We start from the raw sequence: 18,984 nt of genomic DNA on the forward strand, positions 1-18,984 counted from the left end.
AAGATCGGCTCGGGCAGCCGCGAGCCGTCGACGAGCCCCGCGGGCAGCTCGATCCCGGTCACCTCGCCCGACGCGCGGTACTCCGCGAGCCCCGAGCCGGTGAGGTAGCCGCGCACGACGCACTCGACCGGGAACATCTGCAGACGCCGGCAGATCATCGCGCGCCCGGCGACCGCGGCCGGCACGTCGGTCGACACGACGTGGCTGGGCACGAGGTCCGCGAGCTGCTCGAACCACCACAGCGACAGCTGCGTGAGCACCACGCCCTTGTCCGGGACGCCCGGGGAGAGCACGTGGTCGTACGCCGAGACCCGGTCGCTCGCGACGACGAGTACCACGTCGCCGTGCTGCTCACGCACGGCGCGGCCCTCGACGCCCTCGTCGGGCACGTACAGGTCCCGCACCTTGCCGGAGTAGGTGTGCGTCCAGCCGGGGATCGTCGCAGCCGAGGGCTCCGTGGCGTCGTGGGTCACGGAGCCCAGTGTGGCGGGCGCGGGCCGCGAGGTCACATCCTGGTCAGCCTGTGGGCTGCTCGCAGCGCGCCCGCGCTCGCGCCCGTGCGACCCGCGAGGTCAGGACGCGGCGGAGGCCTTCGCGGCGATGTCGGCGCGGTGGTGCGAGCCCGCGAGGCCGATGCTCGCGACCGCGACGTACGCACGCTCGCGCGCCTGCGCGAGGTCCGCGCCGGTGGCCGTCACCGACAGCACGCGGCCGCCCGCACTGACCACGCGGCCCTCGTCGTCGAGCGCGGTGCCCGCGTGCAGCACGTGCACGCCCTCGACGCTCTCCGCGACGTCCAGACCCGTGATCACGTCGCCCGTGCGCGGCGCGGCGGGGTACCCCTCGGACGCGACGACCACCGTGACCGCGGCCTCGTCGGACCACTCGAGCGGCGCGAGCGCACCCAGCCCGCCCGTCGCGGCGGCGTGCAGCACGCCCGCGAGCGGGGTGCGCAGCCGCGCGAGCACGACCTGCGTCTCCGGGTCGCCGAACCGCGCGTTGAACTCCACGACGCGCACGCCCTTCGACGTGAGCGCCAGGCCGCAGTACAGGACGCCGACGAACGGCGTGCCGCGGCGGGCCATCTCGGCGACCGTGGGGCGCGCGACGGTCTCGAGGACCTCCTCGACCAGGCCCTCGGGCGCCCACGGCAGCGGCGTGTACGCGCCCATGCCGCCCGTGTTGGGGCCCTTGTCGTCGTCGAGCGCACGCTTGAAGTCCTGCGCGGGGACCAGCGGGACGACGTCCGTGCCGTCCGCGAGCACGAACAGCGAGACCTCCGGACCGTCGAGGTACTCCTCGACGACGACCGCGCCGCCCTCCTTGGCGAGGCACGCGCGCGCGTGGTCGACCGCGACCTGCCGGTCCTCGGTGACGACGACGCCCTTGCCCGCCGCGAGCCCGTCCTCCTTGACGACGTGCGGCGCCCCGAGCTCGTCGATCGCGGCGACGGCCTCGTCGACCGTGCGCGCGACGCGCGGCTCGGCCGTCGGCACGCCCGCGGCGGCCATGACCTCCTTGGCGAACGCCTTGGAGCCCTCGAGCCGCGCGGCCTGCGCGGAGGGTCCGAACACCGGGATGCCCGCGCCGCGCACCGCGTCGGCGACGCCCGCGACGAGCGGCGCCTCGGGACCCACGACGACGAGGTCCGCGCCGAGCTCGCGCGCGAGGCCCGCGACCGCGGTGCCGTCGAGCGGGTCGACCGCGTGCAGCGTCGCCACCGCGCCGATCCCCGGGTTGCCGGGGGCCGCGTGCAGCCCGGTGACGGACGGGTCGAGCGCGAGGGCTCGGGTGATCGCGTGCTCACGGGCGCCGGTGCCGACGACGAGGATCTTCACGGCGGCGAGAGTACCCGCGACGCCCCGGCCGACGCCCCCGCGTCCCACCCCACCCACCCGTCCCACCCCGACCAGCCCGCCAACACCACCGCCGAGCGCGCACGGTCCGGCCCCAGCGCGCACGCTCGGCGTGAGCGGTCGCGCAGCAGCGTGCGCGGTCGGCGGGTGGGGTCAGTCCTGCGGGAGGGGGAAGACGTCGACGTAGACCCGCACGCGGCGGCGGCCCTCGGTCTCACCGGCGTCCTTGCGGGCCTTGGCCGCGTCGGTGTGCCGGTCGACGACCGCGATGAGCTCGCGCGAGAGCGCCGCCGCCTCGTCGAGCGTGAGGTCGCTGGAGGACGTGGTGTGCACGGCCGCGTCGTCCCAGGGCGCCGCGGTGGTGATCGAGTCGAACCACGTCTGCAGGGTCTCGGCGCGCTCGGCGATCACGGCGCGCAGCGCGGTGTCCGCCGCGAGGCGTGCCGCGGGGTCCTCGAGGTGCCGGCTGTCGAGCGTGAAGCCGACCGGCCGCCACCACCGCTCACGCCCACCGGCGGGTGCCGTCGGGTCGTCCTCGATCAGGCCGTGCCGCTCGAGCTGGCGCAGGTGGTAGCTGGTCTGGCCCGTGCTCTCCCCCAGGTGACGCGCGACCTGGCTCGCGGTGCCGCGGCCGTGCGCCGTCAGGTAGCGGTACATCGCGATGCGCAGCGGGTGCGCGAACGACTTGAGCGCCTCGGCGCCCAGCGCGCGGGGCGCGTCGCGCAGCTCCCCCAGTCCCGACGAGTCTGCTGCCCCCTCCTGTGCCGCGGCGGCCTCGTCCGGCGTGGCGTCCTCGTCGGAGGGCACGTCGTCGGAACGCACGTCGTCGGAAGGCACGTCGTCGGAGGGCACGTCGTCGGAGGGCACGTCGGCAGACGCGGGGGCCTTGCGCTCGGCCATATGCAGAGATACCTTTGCACTCGTTCCTTTGCAGAGACTTCTTTGCATCGAGTTCTCTGCACGACGACGAGCGTACCGGGAGCACCCATGACCACCACGCAGACGGCCCAGGACGTCACCCCCGCGGCACCTGCGCGCGAGGTCGTCGGCACGCCCGCCGCCGACACCCCGACCCCCGGGCCGCTCGGCTCGCGGTTCACGGCGCTGCTCACCACCACCGGCCTCGCCAACCTCGGCGACGGCATCGTGCAGATGGGCGCACCCCTCGTCGCCCTCACGCTCACGCGCTCCCCCGGCCAGATCGCGCTGCTGTCGGCGGCCGCCTGGCTGCCCTGGCTCCTGCTCGGCCTCGCGGGCGGCGTCGCGATCGACCGCACCGACCGCCGCGTCGCGCAGGTCGTCGCGCTCACCGCACGCGCCGCGCTGCTCGGCGTGGGCGCGTGGCTCGCCCTGACGGACGCGCTGTCCATGCCCGCGCTCGTCGTGCTCGTCCTGCTCTACGGCGTGACCGAGGTGTTCGCCGACCTCGCGCAGACCTCGCTCGTCCCGGACGTCGTCCCCCGCGACCGTCTGCAGGCCGCCAACGGACGCCTCATCGCCGTCCAGCAGGTGACCAACACGTTCGTCGGCGGACCCGTCGCGGGCGGGCTGCTCGCGCTCGGCACCGGCTGGGTGTTCGGCCTGCCCGCGGCGCTCGCCGTGGTCGCCGTCGCCGTGCTGCTGCGCGGCGTCCCCGGACGCTACAAGCCCGAGCGCACCGCCCCGAGCAAGCCCGTCGACGACGTCCGCGAGGGCCTGCGCTACGTCGTGCACCACCCCGTGCTGCGACCGTTCGTCATCGGCGGCGGCATCATGAACATGGCGAGCACGGCCTACTTCGCGGTGTTCGTGCTGTGGGTCGTCGGGCCCGGGTCACGCCTCGAGATGCGGCCCGAGCACTTCCCGCTCGTCACCGCGGTGCTCGCCGTGGGCGCGGTCGTCGGCTCGCTGCTCACCGAGCGGCTCGTCGCGCGGCTCCCCGAGCTCGGCGTCATGTACGCCTGCTGGCTCGCGTGCGTGCCGCTCATGCTCGTGCCGGTGCTGTTCCCGAACGTGCCCGCACTGGCCGCCGCGATGTTCCTCGTCGGCCTGACCAACACGGTCGGCAACACCCTCTCGCAGTCGCTGCGTCAGCGGATCGTGCCGCGCGCGCTGCTCGGCCGCACCACGGGCGCCGGGCGCACCATCGGGTTCGGCCTCATGCCCGTGGGCGCGGTGCTCGGCGGGGTCGTCGCGGAGCACGCGGGGCTGCCCACGGTCTTCGTCGGCGCGACCGCCGTCACCGCGCTCGCGATCGCGTACCCCATGCTCACCGTCCGGCGCGGCACCGTCGAGCGCGCCGAGGCGGCCGCGCACGCCGCGACGCCGACCGCCGCGGCCTGAGCCCCTCCAGGGACGGCGAGAGCCGGCGACGGGGCAGCGGCCCGCGTCGCCGGCTCCCGGCGTGCGCTCAGTCGAGCAGGTCGTGCTTGATGATCGTCGCCTCACGGCCCGGGCCGACGCCGATCGCGCTGATCCGCGTCCCCGAGACCGACTCGAGGAACTCGAGGTACCGCTGCGCGGCGGCCGGCAGGTCGTCCCACTCCCGCGCGCCCGTGATGTCCTCGTCCCAGCCGTCGAGCAGCTCGTAGACCGGCCTCGCGTGGTGGAAGTCCGACTGGTCCAGCGGCATCTCGTCCACGCGCTCGCCGTCCACCTCGTACGCGACGCACACCGGGATGCGGTCGCGGCCGGTCAGCACGTCGAGCTTCGTCAGGACGATGTCCGTCAGGCCGTTCACGCGCGACGCGTAGCGCGAGACCACCGAGTCGTACCAGCCGGTGCGGCGCGGGCGGCCCGTCGTGGTGCCGAACTCGCCGCCGGTCTGCCGCAGCCACTCGCCGTCGTCGTCCAGCAGCTCGGTGGGGAACGGACCCTCGCCGACGCGCGTCGTGTACGCCTTCGCGACGCCGACGACCCGGTCGATGCGGGTCGGGCCCACGCCAGAGCCGGTGCACGCGCCGCCCGCCGTCGCCGACGACGACGTCACGAACGGGTACGTGCCGTGGTCCACGTCGAGCATCGTCGCCTGGCCCGCCTCGAACACGAGCGTCTTGCCGGCGTCGAGCGCGCGGTTCAGCTCGAGCGGGGTGTCCGCGACGTACGGGCGCAGGCGCTCGGCGTGGCGCAGCAGGTCCTCGACCGTCTCCTCGACCGTGATCGCGCGCCGGTTGTACACCTTCACGAGCAGGTGGTTCTTCTGGTCGAGGGCCCCCTCGACCTTCTGGCTCAGGATCTTCTCGTCGAACAGGTCCTGCACGCGGATGCCGACGCGGTTGATCTTGTCCGCGTACGTCGGCCCGATGCCGCGACCCGTCGTGCCGATGCGACGCTTGCCGAGGAACCGCTCCGTGACCTTGTCGACCGTGCGGTTGTAGGGCGCGATGACGTGCGCGGCCGACGAGACGAGCAGGCGCGAGGTGTCCACGCCGCGCCCCTCGAGCCCGTCGATCTCCTGGAACAGGACCTCGAGGTCGATCACGACGCCGTTGCCGATCACGGGGACGACGCCCGGGGAGAGGATGCCCGACGGCAGCAGGTGCAGCGCGTACTTCTCGCCGCCGACGACGACCGTGTGGCCGGCGTTGTTGCCGCCGTTGAACTTCACGACGTACTCGATGCGCGAGCCGAGCTGGTCGGTCGCCTTGCCCTTGCCCTCGTCGCCCCACTGGACGCCGAGCACCACGACGGCGGGCATCTGATCACCACTCCCACCTGCCTGAGGCTTTCGCCGAGCCGCGTCGTCGGGCGGCGGCGGGCACAGGGCGACAGGACCCGGTACCTCCGAGAGGGTACCCGATGGTCAAGAAACGGTCAGGACCGGTCCACCGGGCGGGCGCGCGGGGGTACGGGCGGGCGGACGGGCGTCAGCGCAGCGCCGCGACCTCCTGCGCCGACGTGCCGGAGTCGACGAGGAGCTGCTCACACCGCTCCGCCTCCTGCGACTCGCCGATCGCGTCCGCCGCCTCCGCCAGCGCCAGCAGCGCGCGCAGGAAGCCCTGGTTCGGCTCGTGGTCCGCGGGGATCGGGCCGCGCCCGCGCCAGCCCGCGCGGCGCAGCGCGTCCAGACCGCGGTGGTAGCCGGTGCGCGCGTACGCGTACGCCGCGACCGGGTCGCCCGTGTCCTGCAGCGCCTGCTCCGCGAGCAGCGCCCACACCAGCGACGCGGCGGGCGCGAGGCGCACCGCGCCCCGGGCGTCCTCGCCCGCGGCGAGCGCGGCGCGGGCGTCGGCGTCGGCGCCGTCGACGGGCAGCAGGGTCGGCTCGGGGCCGCCGAGCAGGTTCTCGTGGGTCATGGCACCAGTCTGGCGCGTCACGCGCCGCGGCACCGCACCCGCGCGCCTTCGTCGGCCTCTCGCCCGCCCCCCGCGACGCGTCCGAGGGGACGACCGGGGCCTAATCGGACAACCGTCCGGCACACGAGCGGTTCGGCGTGCGGACCGCCGCGGGCGCAACTAGTGTCGTCCCGCCGAGCCACCACACCCCCCGGGGACGGACAGCACACATGATCGAGATCTCCACGTCGCCGACGAGCACGACCCTCGTGATCGCCGGCGACCTCGACCTCGCCGAGCGCGACCAGTTCCCCGAGGTCGCCGCGCGCGTCGTCGGCCTGCGGCGTCAGCTCGTCGTGATCGACATGTGCCGCGTCACGTTCATGGACTCCACGGGTGCGGCTTTCCTGATCTCCCTCGCCGACTCGGCGCGCAAGCGCGGCGGCGCCGCGGCGCTGCGCGGGGCCGACCCGCGCGACCTGTTCGTGCTCGAGGTGTGCGGGGCGCTCGAGCTGTTCCGCATCGACGCGGACCACCGCTGCGAGGACGCGCGGCCCACGTCGGACTTCTCGGCGCCCGCGACCACCTGACGCCTCGTCACGCCCGTCGGACGCCCACCCCGGCGGCGAGGCCCTCCGGCGACGCCTGCCGGCGAACCCTGCCGACGAATCCTGCCGTTGACGCTCGTCAGCGACCCGTCGGCGGCAGCGCGCCCGGGCGCACCTTGGCCCACACCACCTTGCCGCGGCTCGACTGCCGCCAGCCCCAGTCGGCCAGGCGCTCGACGATCTGCATGCCGAACCCCCCGACGCGGCCGGGGTGGCCGTCGGTCGTCACGGGCGGGGCGGGGTTGCCGTCCTCGACCTCGATGCGCAGGCCGTCGCCCGTGTCGTACAGCTGCAACGAGACGTGCCCGTAACCGTGCAGGACAGCGTTCGCGACGAGCTCGGAGACGACCAGCTCCGCGTTGGACGCGTCGGGCATCTCCCACGCGTGGCACGTGCGCACGACCGCGTGCCGCGCGCGTCCCACGGACGCGGCCTCGCTCGGCAGCGACCAGCGCCGGCGGCGCGGGCTGCGGCCACGCTCCGCGACGTCCCGCGGGTCGGGCACGCGCACGACGACGACGGCGACGTCGTCCTCGGGATGGTCCGCGAGCCGGGACAGCAGCTCCTCGCCGATACCCGCGGAGTCGCGCGCGGTGACACCGGACACGACGCGGGACAGCGCGTCGAGGCCCTCGCGCAGGTCGCGGTCGCGCCGCTCGACGAGCCCGTCCGTGTGGTAGACGAGCACGTCACCGGGTTCGAGCTCGAGCTCGGCCGTGGCCCGCCGGCCGTTGCCGAACCCGACGAGCGGCCCGCCCGCGCCCAGCAGCTGCGAGACCTCACCGCCGCGCACGTGCAGCACGGGCAGGTGCCCCGCGCGCGACCAGCGCAGCAGCCAGCGCTCGCCCAGGCGGTGCAGCGTGGACAGCACGAGCCCGGCGGCGCGGGGGATCCGCATACCGGCGACGAGCTGGTCGACGCGCTCCAGCACCGGCCCCGGCAGCGTCACGTCGTACGCGTAGGACCGCACCACGGAGCGCAGCTGCCCCATGGCCGCCGCGGCCTCGACGTCGTGCCCGACCACGTCGCCGATCACGACACCGACGACGTCCTGCTCGATCTGCAGCACGTCGTACCAGTCGCCGCCGACCTGCGCGTTCTCGGAGTTGGGGGCGTAGTACGTCCACACGTCGAGGCCGTCGACCTCGGCCTGCTGCGGAAGCATCGCGCGCTGCAGGGTCTCCGCGAGGCGGTGCTCGCGGTCGTACAGGCGTGCGTTGTCGAGCACGAGCCCGACGCGGCGCGCGATGAGCTCGAGCACGGTCGTCGTCGACTCCTCCAGACGACCGCCCGCCTCGGGCCGCGGCACGACGACGAGCACGCCGATGACCCGGCGCCGGCCGGGCACCGGGACGACGAACGCGGAGTCCGGCCCGTCGACGCCCGACTCGAGCGCGACCCGCTCGACCAACCAGTGCGACGCGCTCGCTCGCGGGTACTCGCGGTCCAGCGCGAGCTCCACGGGCCGGTCCCGGTCACCGTCGAGCAGCTGCTGCACGGCGTCCTGCGGCGCGTGCTCGACGTCGCCGCCGTCCGGGCGGCGGTGCTCGCCGTGCCGGCTCCCGCGGCCGGACGGGGGCCGGACGTCGCTCGTCGCGTCCACGGGCCGCAGGCCGCCGTCGTTGACGTAGAACGCCGCCCACGACACGACCGAGCGGCGCAGGAGCGTCGCGATCTCGTGCAGCGGCGTCGCCCGGTCCGTGACGTCCATCAGCAGGTCCGAGACCTGCACGATGATGCCGACGCTGCGTCGCTCGCGACGCTCCGCCTCGACGAGGGCCGCCTGCTGCTCGTCGTGCGAGACCCGCTCGGACCGGTCCTCGAACGCGACGATCCAGTGCGCCGGCCCCCGCGCCGGGGTGCCGGGCGTGTCGGCGGGCCGGTCGTCGGGCTCGTCGACCGGCGCGAAGTGCACCCGGCACGGGAACAGCGACCCGTCCGCGCGCGGGATGGACAGCTCGGCCGTGGTCGGCTCACCCTGCGCGAGCCGCGCGCGCAGGGCCGCCATCTCGCCGTGCCGTCGGGCAGCCTCCGGGATCGGGTGCCGCTGCCGCTCGCGTGCCCCCGCAGCGTCGTAGCCCATCGTCTGCTCGAACGCCGCGTTGGCCCACACGATGCGCAGGTCGCCGGCCTCGCACATCGCGTACGGCACGATCGTCGCCTCGAGCGCACGCGCCAGCAGGGTGGTCGACGGGGGCTCGACGACGTCCGTCACGGGGGCTGTCGACGGGCCCGTCGACGGGCCGACCGGTGGGTCGGTCGGGGCCTCCTCGACAGATCCGGACGTACGGGTCGTGCCCGGGGTGTTGACCACCACCACCTCCGATCGTCTAGCGTGCCGAACGGGTGCGACGTCGTCCTGTCGTCGCCACTCGCGGAAGGAGCACCGTGCGCGACGGTAACAGCACGATGGAGGGCGGGCCCGTCCAGCCGACGGCCGGCCCGACGCGCTCCTCGTCACCAGGTGGCGGGGAGCAGGGGGGCGTCCACGTGATCGTCGGGGCGGACACGACGAGGATCGTCCTGTCCGGGGAGGTCGACGCCGACCTCGGCCCCGAGCTGCACGAGGCCACCACCGAGGCCGAGAACGCGGGCCTGCCGATCGAGGTGGACGCGCACCACGTCACGTTCATGGACTCGTCGGGCGTGGCGTTCCTCGCCCGGCTGTCGATCCGGTCGCAGCACCGCGTGCGGTTGCTGCGCGTCCCGCCGACCGTGCGCTTCCTGCTGGAGGTCACGCGGATCGGCGAGCTCCTGGACGTCGTCGAGGAGTCCGACGAGCGGGAGTTCCAGCCCGTCGCGCCCGACGTGACGCCCACCCCGTAGGTCCCGGGTGCACGACGAGCCGCCGCGGTCCGACGAAGGACCGCGGCGGCTCGTGCGTCGCACGCGAGGTGCGCTCGCGTCAGCGGATCTTCTGGCCCGCCGAGCGCAGCTGCTGGCACGCCTCGACGATGCGCGCAGCCATGCCGGCCTCGGCCAGCTTGCCCCACGCACGCGGGTCGTACGCCTTCTTGTTGCCGACCTCGCCGTCGACCTTCAGGACGCCGTCGTAGTTCGTGAAGATGTGACCGACCACGGGACGCGTGAACGCGTACTGCGTGTCCGTGTCGATGTTCATCTTGATGACGCCGTTGTCGACCGCCTCGGCGATCTCCGCGGCCGTCGAGCCCGAACCGCCGTGGAACACGAGGTCGAACGGGTTCTCCTTGCCGATCTCGGCGCCGACGGCCTTCTGGATGTCCGCGAGGATCGACGGGCGCAGCTTGACCGCACCCGGCTTGTACACGCCGTGCACGTTGCCGAACGTGAGGGCCGTCAGGTAACGGCCCTTCTCGCCGGCGCCGAGCGCGCGGACCGTGGCGAGGCCGTCCTCGGCCGTCGTGTAGAGCTTCTCGTTGATCTCGGCCTCGTGGCCGTCCTCCTCGCCACCGACGACGCCGACCTCGATCTCGAGGATCGTGCGCGCGGCCTGCGACAGCTCGAGGAGCTCCGCGGCGATGACGAGGTTCTCCTCGAGCGGGATGTCCGAGCCGTCGAACATGTGCGACTGGAACGTGGGGTCCTCGCCGCGCTTGACCTGCTCGGCCTCGAGCGCGAGCAGCGGGCGGACCCAGGAGTCGAGGTTCTTCTTGACGCAGTGGTCGGTGTGCAGCGCGATGGTCACGTCGTAGTTCTTGGCGACCTCACGCGCGTACGCGGCGAGCGCGAGCGAACCGGCGATGCGGTCCTTGATCGTCGAGCCGGACGCGTACTCCGCACCGCCGACGGAGACCTGGATGATGCCGTCCGACTCGGCCTCCGCGAAGCCCTGGATGGCGGCGGTGACGGTCTGGGACGACGTGATGTTGACGGCCGGGTAGGCGAACTTGCCCGCCTTCGCCCGGTCGATCATCTCCGCGTACACCTCGGGGGTGGCGATGGCCATGCGCTCACAACTCCTGTGGCTGGATGGGGGTGGTGTCGGCACCGAGTCTGCCACTACCCGCCGTCTCGGTGGCCGGGACGTCCTTCCCATGGACGTCACCTGCGGCGTCGTACGTCCGGGGCGGCGCTCACGCCTCCGCGGGTGCGGGGAGGTCGGCGTGCTGCTCGACCCACGCGTGCATCGCGATCGCCGCCGCGGCGCCGGCGTTGATCGACCGCGTCGAGCCGAACTGCGCGATGTGCAGCACGTCGACCGCCGCCGCGCGCGCCTCGTCGGACAGGCCCACGGACTCCTGGCCGAACAGCAGCACGCACGCGCGCGGCAGGGGGTAGCCCTCGATCGGCACCGACCCCGGCAGGTTGTCGACCCCGAGCACCGGCAGGTCCTCGTCGTTGGCCCAGTCGATGAGCTCACCGACGCTCGCGTGGTGCTGCACGTGCTGGTACCGGTCCGTCACCATCGCACCCCGCCGGTTCCAGCGGCGCCGTCCGACGATGTGCACGCGCGCCGCGAGGAACGCGTTCGCGGTCCGCACGACGGACCCGATGTTGAGGTCGTGCTGCCAGTTCTCGATCGCCACGTGGAACGTGTGCCGACGCGCGTCGAGGTCGGCGACGATCGCCTCGAGCGTCCAGTAGCGGTACCGGTCCGCGACGTTGCGCCGGTCCCCGTGCGCGAGCAGCTCCGGGTCGTAGTGCGGCGCGTCGGGCCACGCCTGCGGTCCGCCCGGCCACGGGGGGACACCGATCTCGGACTCCTCCACGCGCTCCAAAGTAGCCCCGGACCCGCGTGCGCTCCCGTCGAGGACCGGTGTGTCGGTCAACCGTCGCGCAGACCCGCGACGAGCTCGGCGAACACCGCCCCCGCGTCGTCCCACGTGGCGAGCGCGGCGGACTGCCCGGCCCACAGTGAGAGCAGCCCGGCCTCGTCGCGGCCCGCGGCCGGCGCGCGGAACCGCCCCGTGAGCCAGTTCTGCGCCGGGAACGGGGCGATCGCACCGGACGCCTCGATGGTGCGCACCGCACGGTTCGGCACGCCGCGCGCGAGCCGCCCGCTCATCGCCCGCGTGAGGACCGTGCCGTGCGCGGGGCTCGCCGCGATCGCCGCCCGGTACGCCTCGCTCGCGGCCGACTGACGCGTGCGCAGGAACGCCGTGCCGACGACCACGCCGTGCGCGCCGAGCGCGCGGGCGGCGGCCACACCCCGCCGGTCCGCGACTCCCCCGGCCGCGAGCACGGGCACGCGCACGGCGTCCACGACCTGCGGGACCAGCGCGAACGTCCCGACGAGGGCGTCGGCCGGGTCGTGCAGGAACGACACGCGGTGCCCGGCCGCCTCCGCGCCGGACGCGACCACCGCGTCCACCCCCGCGTCCGCGAGCGCCCGCGCCTCGTCGACGGTCGTCGCGGTCCCGACGACGCACGTGCCGCGCTCGTGCGCGGTCTGGACGACCCAGGGCGCGGGGACGCCGTACACCACGCTCAGCACGGCCGGACGCGCGTCGAGGACCGCCGCGAGCTGCTCGTCGACGTCCGGCAGGAAGGCCGCGGGCTCGTCGGGCTGCGCCAGGCCGAGCTCGGCGAAGAACGCGTCCACCGCGGCGCGCGGACCCGTCAGGTCGACCTGGCCGGGGCGCACCTCGTCGCCCGTCGCGAGCCACACGTTGAGCGCGAACGGCCGGTCCGTCGCGGCCCGCAGCTCGGCCGCCGTGCGCGCGACGCGGTCCGGCGCGTAGCCGTACAGCCCGTAGGACCCGAGCCCGCCGAGCCGGCTGACCGTCGCGGTCAGCTCCACCGACGACAGCCCGCCGAACGGCCCGAGCACGACCGGGACGTCGATGCCGAGCAGGGCCTCCAGGCGGCCGGTCATGTCGTGTCCCCCTCACGTCACCCTCACGTCGCCCTCAGGTCACCCTCAGGTCACGGCGCGGCCGTCCGGCCGACCGCGAGCCTAGCGAGCGCGTCGACCGGCGCGGGGTCGTCCGGACGTCCGTGTGAACCTCGCAGTCCGGACGCAAGGCCCACACACACCGCCCCGTACGCTGGACCGTATGCTCACGACGACCGCGCTGACGGCCGCGCTCCACGCCGCGGGGCCGGTCCCCGCTCTCGGGCCCGACTTCCTCAACGCCGACCACCTCATCCAGTCGTTCGGCGGTGCGGCGCTCATCGGCATCGTCGTCGTCGTGTTCATCGAGACCGGGCTGCTGTTCCCGTTCCTGCCCGGCGACTCGCTGCTGTTCACCGCGGGCGCGCTCGTCGCGCAGCAGTTCCTCGACTTCCCGCTGTGGCTGCTGTGCCTGCTGATCTTCCTCGCGGCGTTCCTGGGCGACCAGACGGCGTTCCTCATCGGGCGCAAGCTCGGTCCCCGGGTGTTCCGGCGGCCCGACTCGCGGTTCTTCAAGCAGTCGTACATCGACCAGACGTACGCCTACTTCGACAAGTACGGCGGCCGCACCATCATCGTCGCGCGCTTCGTGCCCATCGTGCGCACGTACGCCCCGGTCGCCGCGGGTGTCGGCAAGATGAGCTACCGGCACTTCGTGTCCTACAACGTGATCGGTGCCCTGCTGTGGGGCGTCGGCGTGACCATGCTCGGCTACGCGCTCGGCAACGTCTCGTTCGTCAAGGACAACATCGAGGTGCTGCTCGTCGTCCTCGTCCTGATCTCGGTGCTGCCGATGGTGTGGGAGGTCTGGCGGGCGAGGCGTCGGGCGCGCGACACCCGGTACGACGAGCCGGCCGAGCGGGCCGAGGTCGAGCGGAAGGTGTTCGAGTGACCCGCGAGATCCGTGCCTGGCTGTCCGACATGGACGGCGTGCTCGTGCACGAGGGCATCGCCGTGCCCGGCGCGGCCGAGTTCGTGCGCGCGCTGCGGGACGCCGAACGCCCGTTCCTGGTCCTGACCAACAACTCGATCTTCACGCCGCGCGACCTGCGGGCGCGTCTCGCCACCTCGGGCATCGACCTGCCCGAGGGCGCGATCTGGACCTCCGCCCTCGCGACCGCGCGGTTCCTCGTCGACCAGATGCCCACCGGGTCGGCGTACGTCATCGGCGAGGCCGGCCTGACCACCGCGCTGTACGAGGCGGGCTACACGCTCACCGCCGCCGAGCCCGACTTCGTCGTGCTCGGCGAGACGCGCACCTACTCGTTCGAGGCCATCACCAAGGCGATCCGGCTGATCCAGGGCGGTGCGCGGTTCATCTGCACCAACCCGGACGTCACGGGTCCGTCGATCGAGGGCGACCTGCCCGCGACGGGCGCCGTCGCCGCGATGATCCAGGCCGCCACCGGACGTCAGCCGTACTTCGTCGGCAAGCCGAACCCGATCATGATGCGCACGGCCCTCAACCGGCTCGGCGCGCACTCGGAGACGACCGCGATGGTCGGGGACCGCATGGACACCGACGTCGTCGCCGGCATCGAGGCCGGCCTGCGCACCTACCTGGTGCTCACCGGCTCGACCCGGCGCGAGGAGGTCGAGCGCTTCCCGTTCCGGCCGTCCGAGATCGTGGAGTCCGTCGCGGACCTCGTCGAGCGCGTCTGACGGTCCCTTCGTCCCGGGGACGACTTTTCCATCGCCTTACGCTGGCATGACCACAGCCGTACCCCTCGGCCGTGGGACATGCGAGGAGGAGGTCACGATGGACACGACCCAGAAGGTCGCACTCGTCACCGGAGCGCACAGCGGCATCGGCCGGGCCACCGCCATCCGGCTCGCGGCGGACGGCCACGCCGTCGTCTGCGCGGACGTGCAGCCGACCGACGACACCGTCGCCCAGATCGAGGCCGCCGGCGGCACCGCGATGGCCGTCACGCTCGACGTCTCGAAGGCCGCCGACTGGGACGCCGCGATGGCCGCCGTCACCGATCGGTTCGGCGGCGTCGACCTGCTCGCAGCCGTCGCGGGCGTCGTCAACCGCCTCAGCACCGACACGGTCCTCGAGCTCACCGAGGAGGCCTGGGACACCGTCCTCGGCATCAACGCCAAGGGCATCTGGCTCGGCATGCGCGCCGTCATCCCCTCGATGCTCGCGCGTGGCGGCGGCCGGATCGTCAACATCGCGTCGCTCGCCGCCCACAAGGGCCTGCAGGGGCTCGCCTCCTACAGCGCGTCCAAGGGCGCGGTCGAGGCGCTCACGCGGCAGGCCTCCGTCGAGTACGGCCGGCAGGGGATCCTGGTCAACGCGATCGCACCGGGGACCGTCGAGACCCCGATCAACAGCGCCTACCTGGCCACGCCCGACGGTGCGGCCGCGAGCCTCGCGACCACCACCATCGGACGCTGGGGCCGGCCCGAGGAGCTCGCCGCGGCCGTCTCGTTCCTGCTGAACGAGGGCTCGTTCGTCAACGGTCAGGTGCTGCTCGTCGACGGCGGCTGGGACGTCTCCGGCGGCGTCTCGTACGACTCGACCACCATGTGAGGCCCGCGCGTCGTCCCGCCCTCCCGGGGCGGGACGACGCCCACCCGGGACCTTGGTCCCGGGATGAACCGGGCGCCTGCGGGCGATCCTGCGCGCATGCCCACCTCCCGCGCACCGGCTCGACCGACCACGCCGCGCACCGCCGGTGCACGGCCCGCGTCGCGGCGGCGCGGGCCCGGGTGGGTGCCCCGTGAGCACGGCGCGTGGGCGATGCTCGTCGTCCCCGTGCTCGTCGGCGGTGTCCTGACGTCCCCCACCTGGCGCACCGCGCTCCTGCTGGTCACCTGGCTCACCGCGTACCTCGCGTTCCACGCGACCGGGCTGTGGCTGCGCGCGTCCCGACGACCGCGCTACCTGCCCCCGGTGCGCGCCTACGCCACCGCGCTCGTCCTGCTCGGCGGCACGCTGCTCGCGACCGCGCCCGGTCTGCTGCGTTGGGCGCCGGTGTACGGCGCGCTGCTCGCGACGAGCCTCGTGTGCTCGCTGCGGCGCGCGGACCGGTCCTGGCTCAACGACGGTGTGACGGTGGGTGCCGCGGTGCTCATGACCGTGGTGTCGGCCGGGCTCGGCCACGACGGCACGCCGCCCGCGACCGCACTCACGGGCACGTGGGTGCCGCCGGGCGCCGACGACCCGGCGGCCTGGGCCGTCACCGCCGTGCTCGCCGGATACTTCTTCGGGACCGTGCCGTACGTCAAGACGCTCCTGCGCGAGCGCGGGAACCGCGCGGTGCTCTCGGTGTCGGTGGCCTGGCACGCGCTGCTCGTGGTGGCGGCCGTCGCGGTCCTGGCCGTGCAGGTCACGCACGAGCGTGCCGCGGGGAGCATCGCGGTCGCGGTCGCCCTCGTCGTCGCCGCCGCGGGCCTGCTCGCGCGCGCGGTCCTCGTCCCGCGCCGCCGCCCATGGCCGAGCCCGAGGGCGATCGGGTTCGGCGAGATCGCGGCGACGCTCGCGGTGACCGCGGCCGCGCTCGCCGTGCCTGCGCTCGCGGCGCCGTCCCTCGTCGGCTGACCACGCCCCCGCCATCCCCACCCCGGCGTCCCCACCCCGGCGCCCTCGCCCCGGCGGCACCCCCACCTCCGACCGCGCACGTTCCGGCCCGGGTGCTGACGTCCGCCGCCCGCGCTCGCGCAGGAACGTGCGCAGTCGGCGGGTCAGGCGGGCGGCGGGGCGGGTGGGGTGGCGGGGCGGGTGGGGTGGCGGGCATGACGAAGGCCGGTCGCTCGGGCGACCGGCCTTCGGCTGCTCAGGTCAGAACTGGACCGTCGGCGCCTGACGGACCTGCGGGTCCTGCACCTCGAAGTACTCGGCGCGCTCGAAGTGGAACATGCCCGCGATGACGTTCGTCGGGAACGTCTCGATCTTGGTGTTGAGGCTGCGGACGTTCGCGTTGTAGAAGCGGCGCGCGGCGGCGATCCGGTCCTCGGTCGTCGACAGCTCGTTCTGCAGCTGCTGGAAGTTCTCGCTCGCGCGCAGCACGGGGTAGTTCTCCGCGACCGCGAAGAGGCGACCGAGCGCCTGCGTCAGCTGGTTCTCCTGCACGGCTTGCTCGGCGACGGACGCACCCGTCCCGGCCGCGGCGGCGCGGGCGCGCGTGACCTCGTCGAACACCGCGCGCTCGTGAGCCGCGTAGCCCTTGACCGTCTCGACGAGGTTCGGGATCAGGTCGTGCCGGCGGTGCAGCTCGACGTCGATCTGACGCCACGACTCCTGCACCAGGTTCCGCAGGCGCACGAGCGCGTTGTACTGCGCGACGGCCCACAGCAGGACGATGACGACCAGCGCGACCACGACGATCGCGACGATGGCTCCAGCAGGCACGAGAGCTCCTTCTCCAGGGGTACCGGTGAGCCTAGCGGGCCAGCGGGTCGTGCCCGTGGTCCAGCCAGACGTGACGAGGGACGGCGTCCGCGATCGCCACGAGCAGCGCGATCCGCGCGTCGAGTCGCTGCAGGTCCGTGCGGCCCGCGGACCAGGTGAGCACCGTGGTGCCCTCGATCCGCCACGCCACGCGGTCCTCGCGCAGCAACCGCTCGACGAGCCGCGGGTGCAGGATCGCGTGCCCCACCGCGAGGTCCGTCGCCCGCACTGCAAAGCGCTTGTTGAACTCGTCGGACTCGACGTCGAGGTCCGTCCTGCCGAACGCGCTCGCGATCCGGGAGCCGATCGACTCCGGCGTGACCTCGAGGTCCGGCAGGAACGCCGGCAGCTCGAGGGTGACGACGTGGAACGTGTGGGTCGTGGTGCTGCGCCGGCCGTCCGAGTCCGTGCTCGACGTCTCGTAGGAGTACGCGAACGACATGAGCCGGCGGCCCTGGAACGTGCCCGCCACGACGTCCGCGACCTTGCGGTTGTCACCGGTGCCGAACGGGGACCCGCGCCATCGGCTCACGAGCGAGCGGTCCGCGGGCTGGCGGCGCCAGCCGCGAGCCGCGAGCCACGCGTCGAGGGCCGCCTGGTGCTTGCGGTTCGAGATCGTCGACCACACCACCAGCAGCACCATCAGGGCGCCGCCGACCACCAGCAGCCAGATCGGGTTGAACGCGGGTCCGAGCCCTGCGTCAACGCCCACCATTGCGCACCTCCGTCTCGGCGTCCTGCCGGCGGTCAGGCCAGGCCGAGGTCGGAGAGGTCGAACAGGAAGTGGTACGGGACGCCGAGCGCCTCGACCGCCTCGCGGGCGCCCGTGCCGCGGTCGACGATCACCGCGACCCCCGCGACCTCGCCCCCCGCCTCGCGCACGGCCTCGACCGCGGTGATCGCGGAGCCGCCCGTGGTGGAGGTGTCCTCGAGCACGACGACGCGGCGGCCCGTCACGTCCGGGCCCTCGATGCGGCGCTGCAGGCCGTGGGCCTTGCCGGCCTTGCGAACCACGAACGCGTCGACGTCCTGACCGCGGCTCGCCGCGGCGTGCAGCACGGACGTCGCGACGGGGTCCGCGCCGAGCGTGAGCCCGCCGACCGCGTCGACCTCGGCGGTGCCCAGACCGGACTCCTCCAGCAGGTCGAGCATGAGGTGGCCGATCAGCGGGGCGGCACGGTGGTGCAGCGTGACGCGACGCAGGTCGACGTAGTAGTCGGCCTCGCGGCCCGACGAGAGCGTCACCCTGCCGTGCACGACGGCGAGGTCCTTGATGAGCGTGCGGAGCTGGTCCCGAGGGCTGGCGGCGAGGGTGGCGTCGGTCACGCGGGAAGGTTACCGCCGGGCGGCAGGGCTCAGCGGGCGTCGTCCACGGGCCCCGCGTCACCCGGCAGCTCGAGGGCCTTGCGGTAGCGACCGACCGCGCGCACCGCACCGCGCGGGGCGAGCCGCGCGGCCGCGGCGACGGAGCGGTACCGCAGGCTCGGCGTGGAGATGACGACCCCGCGCCGGACGTCGGCGAGCGCACGCGCGACGACGTCCTCGGCGTCGAGCCACGCGAAGTCCGGGTACGACGAGACGTCGATCGCACCGCGCTCGTGGAACTCCGTCCGCACGAACCCGGGGCACAGCGCGGTCGCCGTCACGCCCGTGCCCTTGAGCTCGACCGCGAGCCCCTCGGTGAACGAGCGCACCCACGCCTTGTGCGCCGAGTACGTGCCCGACGCGAGCAGCGCCGCGATCGACGCGACGTTGAGGACCGCACCGCGGCCTCGTCGGACCATCGACCCCGCGGCGGCGTGCGACAGGACCATGGGCGTGCGGACCATGAGGTCCAGCGCGCGCTCCTCACGCTCGAGGTCGCCCCCGACGAAGCGCTGGTTGAGCCCCAGGCCCGCGTTGTTCACCAGGAGCCCCACCGGGTGCTCGTCGTCGCGCAGCCGGTCCGCGACGCGCTCGACCTGGCCCCGGTCGGCCAGGTCCGCGACGAGCACCTCCGCGCGCACGCCCGCACCCGCCTCGAGCTGGTGCGCGAGCCGGGTGAGGCGGGGGG

The 18,984-nt window shown here is 74.0% G+C and carries 20 protein-coding genes; 7 read left to right on the top strand and 13 right to left on the bottom strand.

Annotated elements, in window-relative coordinates; translation table 11 throughout:
* The 3 genes from CUD01_RS14735 to CUD01_RS14745 form a co-directional block, all read right to left on the bottom strand.
* Window positions 1-473: phosphoribosylaminoimidazolesuccinocarboxamide synthase (locus CUD01_RS14735; protein ID WP_280525831.1), on the bottom strand; the 473-nt coding region annotated here is incomplete at its 3' end.
* Window positions 474-572: 99 nt separating this feature from the next.
* Complete coding sequence (purD, locus tag CUD01_RS14740) at window positions 573-1,838, bottom strand: phosphoribosylamine--glycine ligase (RefSeq protein WP_141322206.1); 1,266 nt, start codon at window positions 1,836-1,838, stop codon at window positions 573-575.
* Between the two features lie 171 nt (window positions 1,839-2,009).
* On the bottom strand, window positions 2,010-2,723 hold the full coding sequence (locus CUD01_RS14745; RefSeq protein ID WP_244937796.1) for a winged helix-turn-helix domain-containing protein: 714 nt from the start codon (window positions 2,721-2,723) through the stop codon (window positions 2,010-2,012).
* A 120-nt stretch (window positions 2,724-2,843) separates the two neighbouring features.
* On the opposite strand from CUD01_RS14745, the gene CUD01_RS14750 reads away from it, so the two are divergent.
* Entirely contained in the window at window positions 2,844-4,178 is a 1,335-nt protein-coding gene (locus tag CUD01_RS14750; protein WP_141322211.1) for an MFS transporter, read from the top strand.
* Window positions 4,179-4,245: 67 nt separating this feature from the next.
* Here the strand turns inward: CUD01_RS14750 and CUD01_RS14755 are convergent, their stop codons facing one another.
* A complete protein-coding gene (locus CUD01_RS14755; protein WP_141322213.1) occupies window positions 4,246-5,532 on the bottom strand; it encodes an adenylosuccinate synthase in 1,287 nt (428 codons plus the stop codon).
* 169 nt (window positions 5,533-5,701) lie between these two features.
* The gene (locus tag CUD01_RS14760) at window positions 5,702-6,130 is read right to left on the bottom strand and encodes a DUF3151 domain-containing protein (protein ID WP_094180966.1); all 429 of its coding nucleotides are present in this window, start codon (window positions 6,128-6,130) and stop codon (window positions 5,702-5,704) included.
* Between the two features lie 209 nt (window positions 6,131-6,339).
* Here CUD01_RS14760 and CUD01_RS14765 point away from each other — a divergent pair, with 209 nt between their 5' ends.
* Window positions 6,340-6,699 carry an STAS domain-containing protein gene (locus tag CUD01_RS14765; protein WP_141322215.1) on the top strand — a complete coding sequence of 120 codons (360 nt, stop codon included), beginning with the start codon at window positions 6,340-6,342 and terminating at the stop codon, window positions 6,697-6,699.
* Between the two features lie 97 nt (window positions 6,700-6,796).
* Here CUD01_RS14765 and CUD01_RS14770 read toward each other — a convergent pair whose 3' ends face one another.
* A complete protein-coding gene (locus CUD01_RS14770; protein WP_244937797.1) occupies window positions 6,797-8,932 on the bottom strand; it encodes an ATP-binding SpoIIE family protein phosphatase in 2,136 nt (711 codons plus the stop codon).
* Window positions 8,933-9,207: 275 nt separating this feature from the next.
* Between CUD01_RS14770 and CUD01_RS14775 the strand changes: the two genes are divergently transcribed.
* The gene (locus CUD01_RS14775; protein ID WP_244937798.1) at window positions 9,208-9,543 is read left to right on the top strand and encodes an STAS domain-containing protein; all 336 of its coding nucleotides are present in this window, start codon (window positions 9,208-9,210) and stop codon (window positions 9,541-9,543) included.
* 79 nt (window positions 9,544-9,622) lie between these two features.
* Here CUD01_RS14775 and fbaA read toward each other — a convergent pair whose 3' ends face one another.
* The 3 genes from fbaA to CUD01_RS14790 all read right to left on the bottom strand — a co-directional run bounded on the left by fbaA (window position 9,623) and on the right by CUD01_RS14790 (window position 12,514).
* On the bottom strand, window positions 9,623-10,645 hold the full coding sequence (gene fbaA, locus CUD01_RS14780) for a class II fructose-bisphosphate aldolase (RefSeq protein ID WP_094180969.1): 1,023 nt from the start codon (window positions 10,643-10,645) through the stop codon (window positions 9,623-9,625).
* A 127-nt stretch (window positions 10,646-10,772) separates the two neighbouring features.
* Window positions 10,773-11,408: a TrmH family RNA methyltransferase gene (locus CUD01_RS14785; RefSeq protein ID WP_371860801.1), complete on the bottom strand. Its 636-nt coding sequence runs from the start codon at window positions 11,406-11,408 to the stop codon at window positions 10,773-10,775.
* A gap of 56 nt (window positions 11,409-11,464) precedes the next feature.
* Window positions 11,465-12,514, bottom strand: coding sequence for an NAD(P)H-dependent flavin oxidoreductase (locus CUD01_RS14790; RefSeq protein WP_141322216.1), 1,050 nt, complete (start codon window positions 12,512-12,514; stop codon window positions 11,465-11,467).
* Between the two features lie 181 nt (window positions 12,515-12,695).
* On the opposite strand from CUD01_RS14790, the gene CUD01_RS14795 reads away from it, so the two are divergent.
* The 4 genes from CUD01_RS14795 (at window position 12,696) to CUD01_RS14810 (ending at window position 16,082) form a co-directional block, all read left to right on the top strand.
* Entirely contained in the window at window positions 12,696-13,424 is a 729-nt protein-coding gene (locus CUD01_RS14795; protein ID WP_141322218.1) for a VTT domain-containing protein, read from the top strand.
* Window positions 13,421-14,194, top strand: a complete 774-nt coding sequence (locus CUD01_RS14800; RefSeq protein WP_094180973.1) for an HAD-IIA family hydrolase — start codon at window positions 13,421-13,423, stop codon at window positions 14,192-14,194. The genes CUD01_RS14795 and CUD01_RS14800 overlap by 4 nt, the downstream gene beginning before the upstream one ends.
* 97 nt (window positions 14,195-14,291) lie before the next feature.
* Entirely contained in the window at window positions 14,292-15,071 is a 780-nt protein-coding gene (locus CUD01_RS14805; protein ID WP_141322220.1) for an SDR family NAD(P)-dependent oxidoreductase, read from the top strand.
* Window positions 15,072-15,167: 96 nt separating this feature from the next.
* The gene (locus CUD01_RS14810) at window positions 15,168-16,082 is read left to right on the top strand and encodes a YwiC-like family protein (protein WP_141322222.1); all 915 of its coding nucleotides are present in this window, start codon (window positions 15,168-15,170) and stop codon (window positions 16,080-16,082) included.
* A gap of 240 nt (window positions 16,083-16,322) precedes the next feature.
* On the opposite strand, the gene CUD01_RS14815 is transcribed toward CUD01_RS14810, so the two are convergent.
* From CUD01_RS14815 to CUD01_RS14830, 4 genes are all read right to left on the bottom strand, one after another.
* Window positions 16,323-16,892 carry a LemA family protein gene (locus CUD01_RS14815; RefSeq protein WP_094180975.1) on the bottom strand — a complete coding sequence of 190 codons (570 nt, stop codon included), beginning with the start codon at window positions 16,890-16,892 and terminating at the stop codon, window positions 16,323-16,325.
* 31 nt (window positions 16,893-16,923) lie between these two features.
* Complete coding sequence (locus tag CUD01_RS14820; RefSeq protein ID WP_141322224.1) at window positions 16,924-17,643, bottom strand: type III secretion system chaperone family protein; 720 nt, start codon at window positions 17,641-17,643, stop codon at window positions 16,924-16,926.
* A gap of 35 nt (window positions 17,644-17,678) precedes the next feature.
* Window positions 17,679-18,257 carry an orotate phosphoribosyltransferase gene (gene pyrE, locus CUD01_RS14825; RefSeq protein ID WP_094180977.1) on the bottom strand — a complete coding sequence of 193 codons (579 nt, stop codon included), beginning with the start codon at window positions 18,255-18,257 and terminating at the stop codon, window positions 17,679-17,681.
* Between the two features lie 29 nt (window positions 18,258-18,286).
* Window positions 18,287-18,984 (bottom strand): SDR family NAD(P)-dependent oxidoreductase (locus CUD01_RS14830; protein ID WP_141322225.1); only part of this gene is annotated, 698 nt, incomplete at its 5' end.

Origin of the sequence: Cellulomonas uda (assembly GCF_006538705.1) — a bacterium.
In the GTDB taxonomy this organism is placed as follows: domain Bacteria; phylum Actinomycetota; class Actinomycetes; order Actinomycetales; family Cellulomonadaceae; genus Cellulomonas; species Cellulomonas uda.

What these genes read in the sequence shown, in the direction of transcription:
- CUD01_RS14750 (WP_141322211.1), top strand. Translation starts at nt 2,844, where the DNA reads ATGACCACCACGCAGACGGCCCAGGACGTCACCCCCGCGGCACCTGCG.
- CUD01_RS14755 (WP_141322213.1), bottom strand. Translation starts at nt 5,532, where the DNA reads ATGCCCGCCGTCGTGGTGCTCGGCGTCCAGTGGGGCGACGAGGGCAAG.
- CUD01_RS14760 (WP_094180966.1), bottom strand. Translation starts at nt 6,130, where the DNA reads ATGACCCACGAGAACCTGCTCGGCGGCCCCGAGCCGACCCTGCTGCCC.
- CUD01_RS14765 (WP_141322215.1), top strand. Translation starts at nt 6,340, where the DNA reads ATGATCGAGATCTCCACGTCGCCGACGAGCACGACCCTCGTGATCGCC.
- fbaA (WP_094180969.1), bottom strand. Translation starts at nt 10,645, where the DNA reads ATGGCCATCGCCACCCCCGAGGTGTACGCGGAGATGATCGACCGGGCG.
- CUD01_RS14790 (WP_141322216.1), bottom strand. Translation starts at nt 12,514, where the DNA reads ATGACCGGCCGCCTGGAGGCCCTGCTCGGCATCGACGTCCCGGTCGTG.
- CUD01_RS14795 (WP_141322218.1), top strand. Translation starts at nt 12,696, where the DNA reads ATGCTCACGACGACCGCGCTGACGGCCGCGCTCCACGCCGCGGGGCCG.
- CUD01_RS14805 (WP_141322220.1), top strand. Translation starts at nt 14,292, where the DNA reads ATGGACACGACCCAGAAGGTCGCACTCGTCACCGGAGCGCACAGCGGC.
- CUD01_RS14810 (WP_141322222.1), top strand. Translation starts at nt 15,168, where the DNA reads ATGCCCACCTCCCGCGCACCGGCTCGACCGACCACGCCGCGCACCGCC.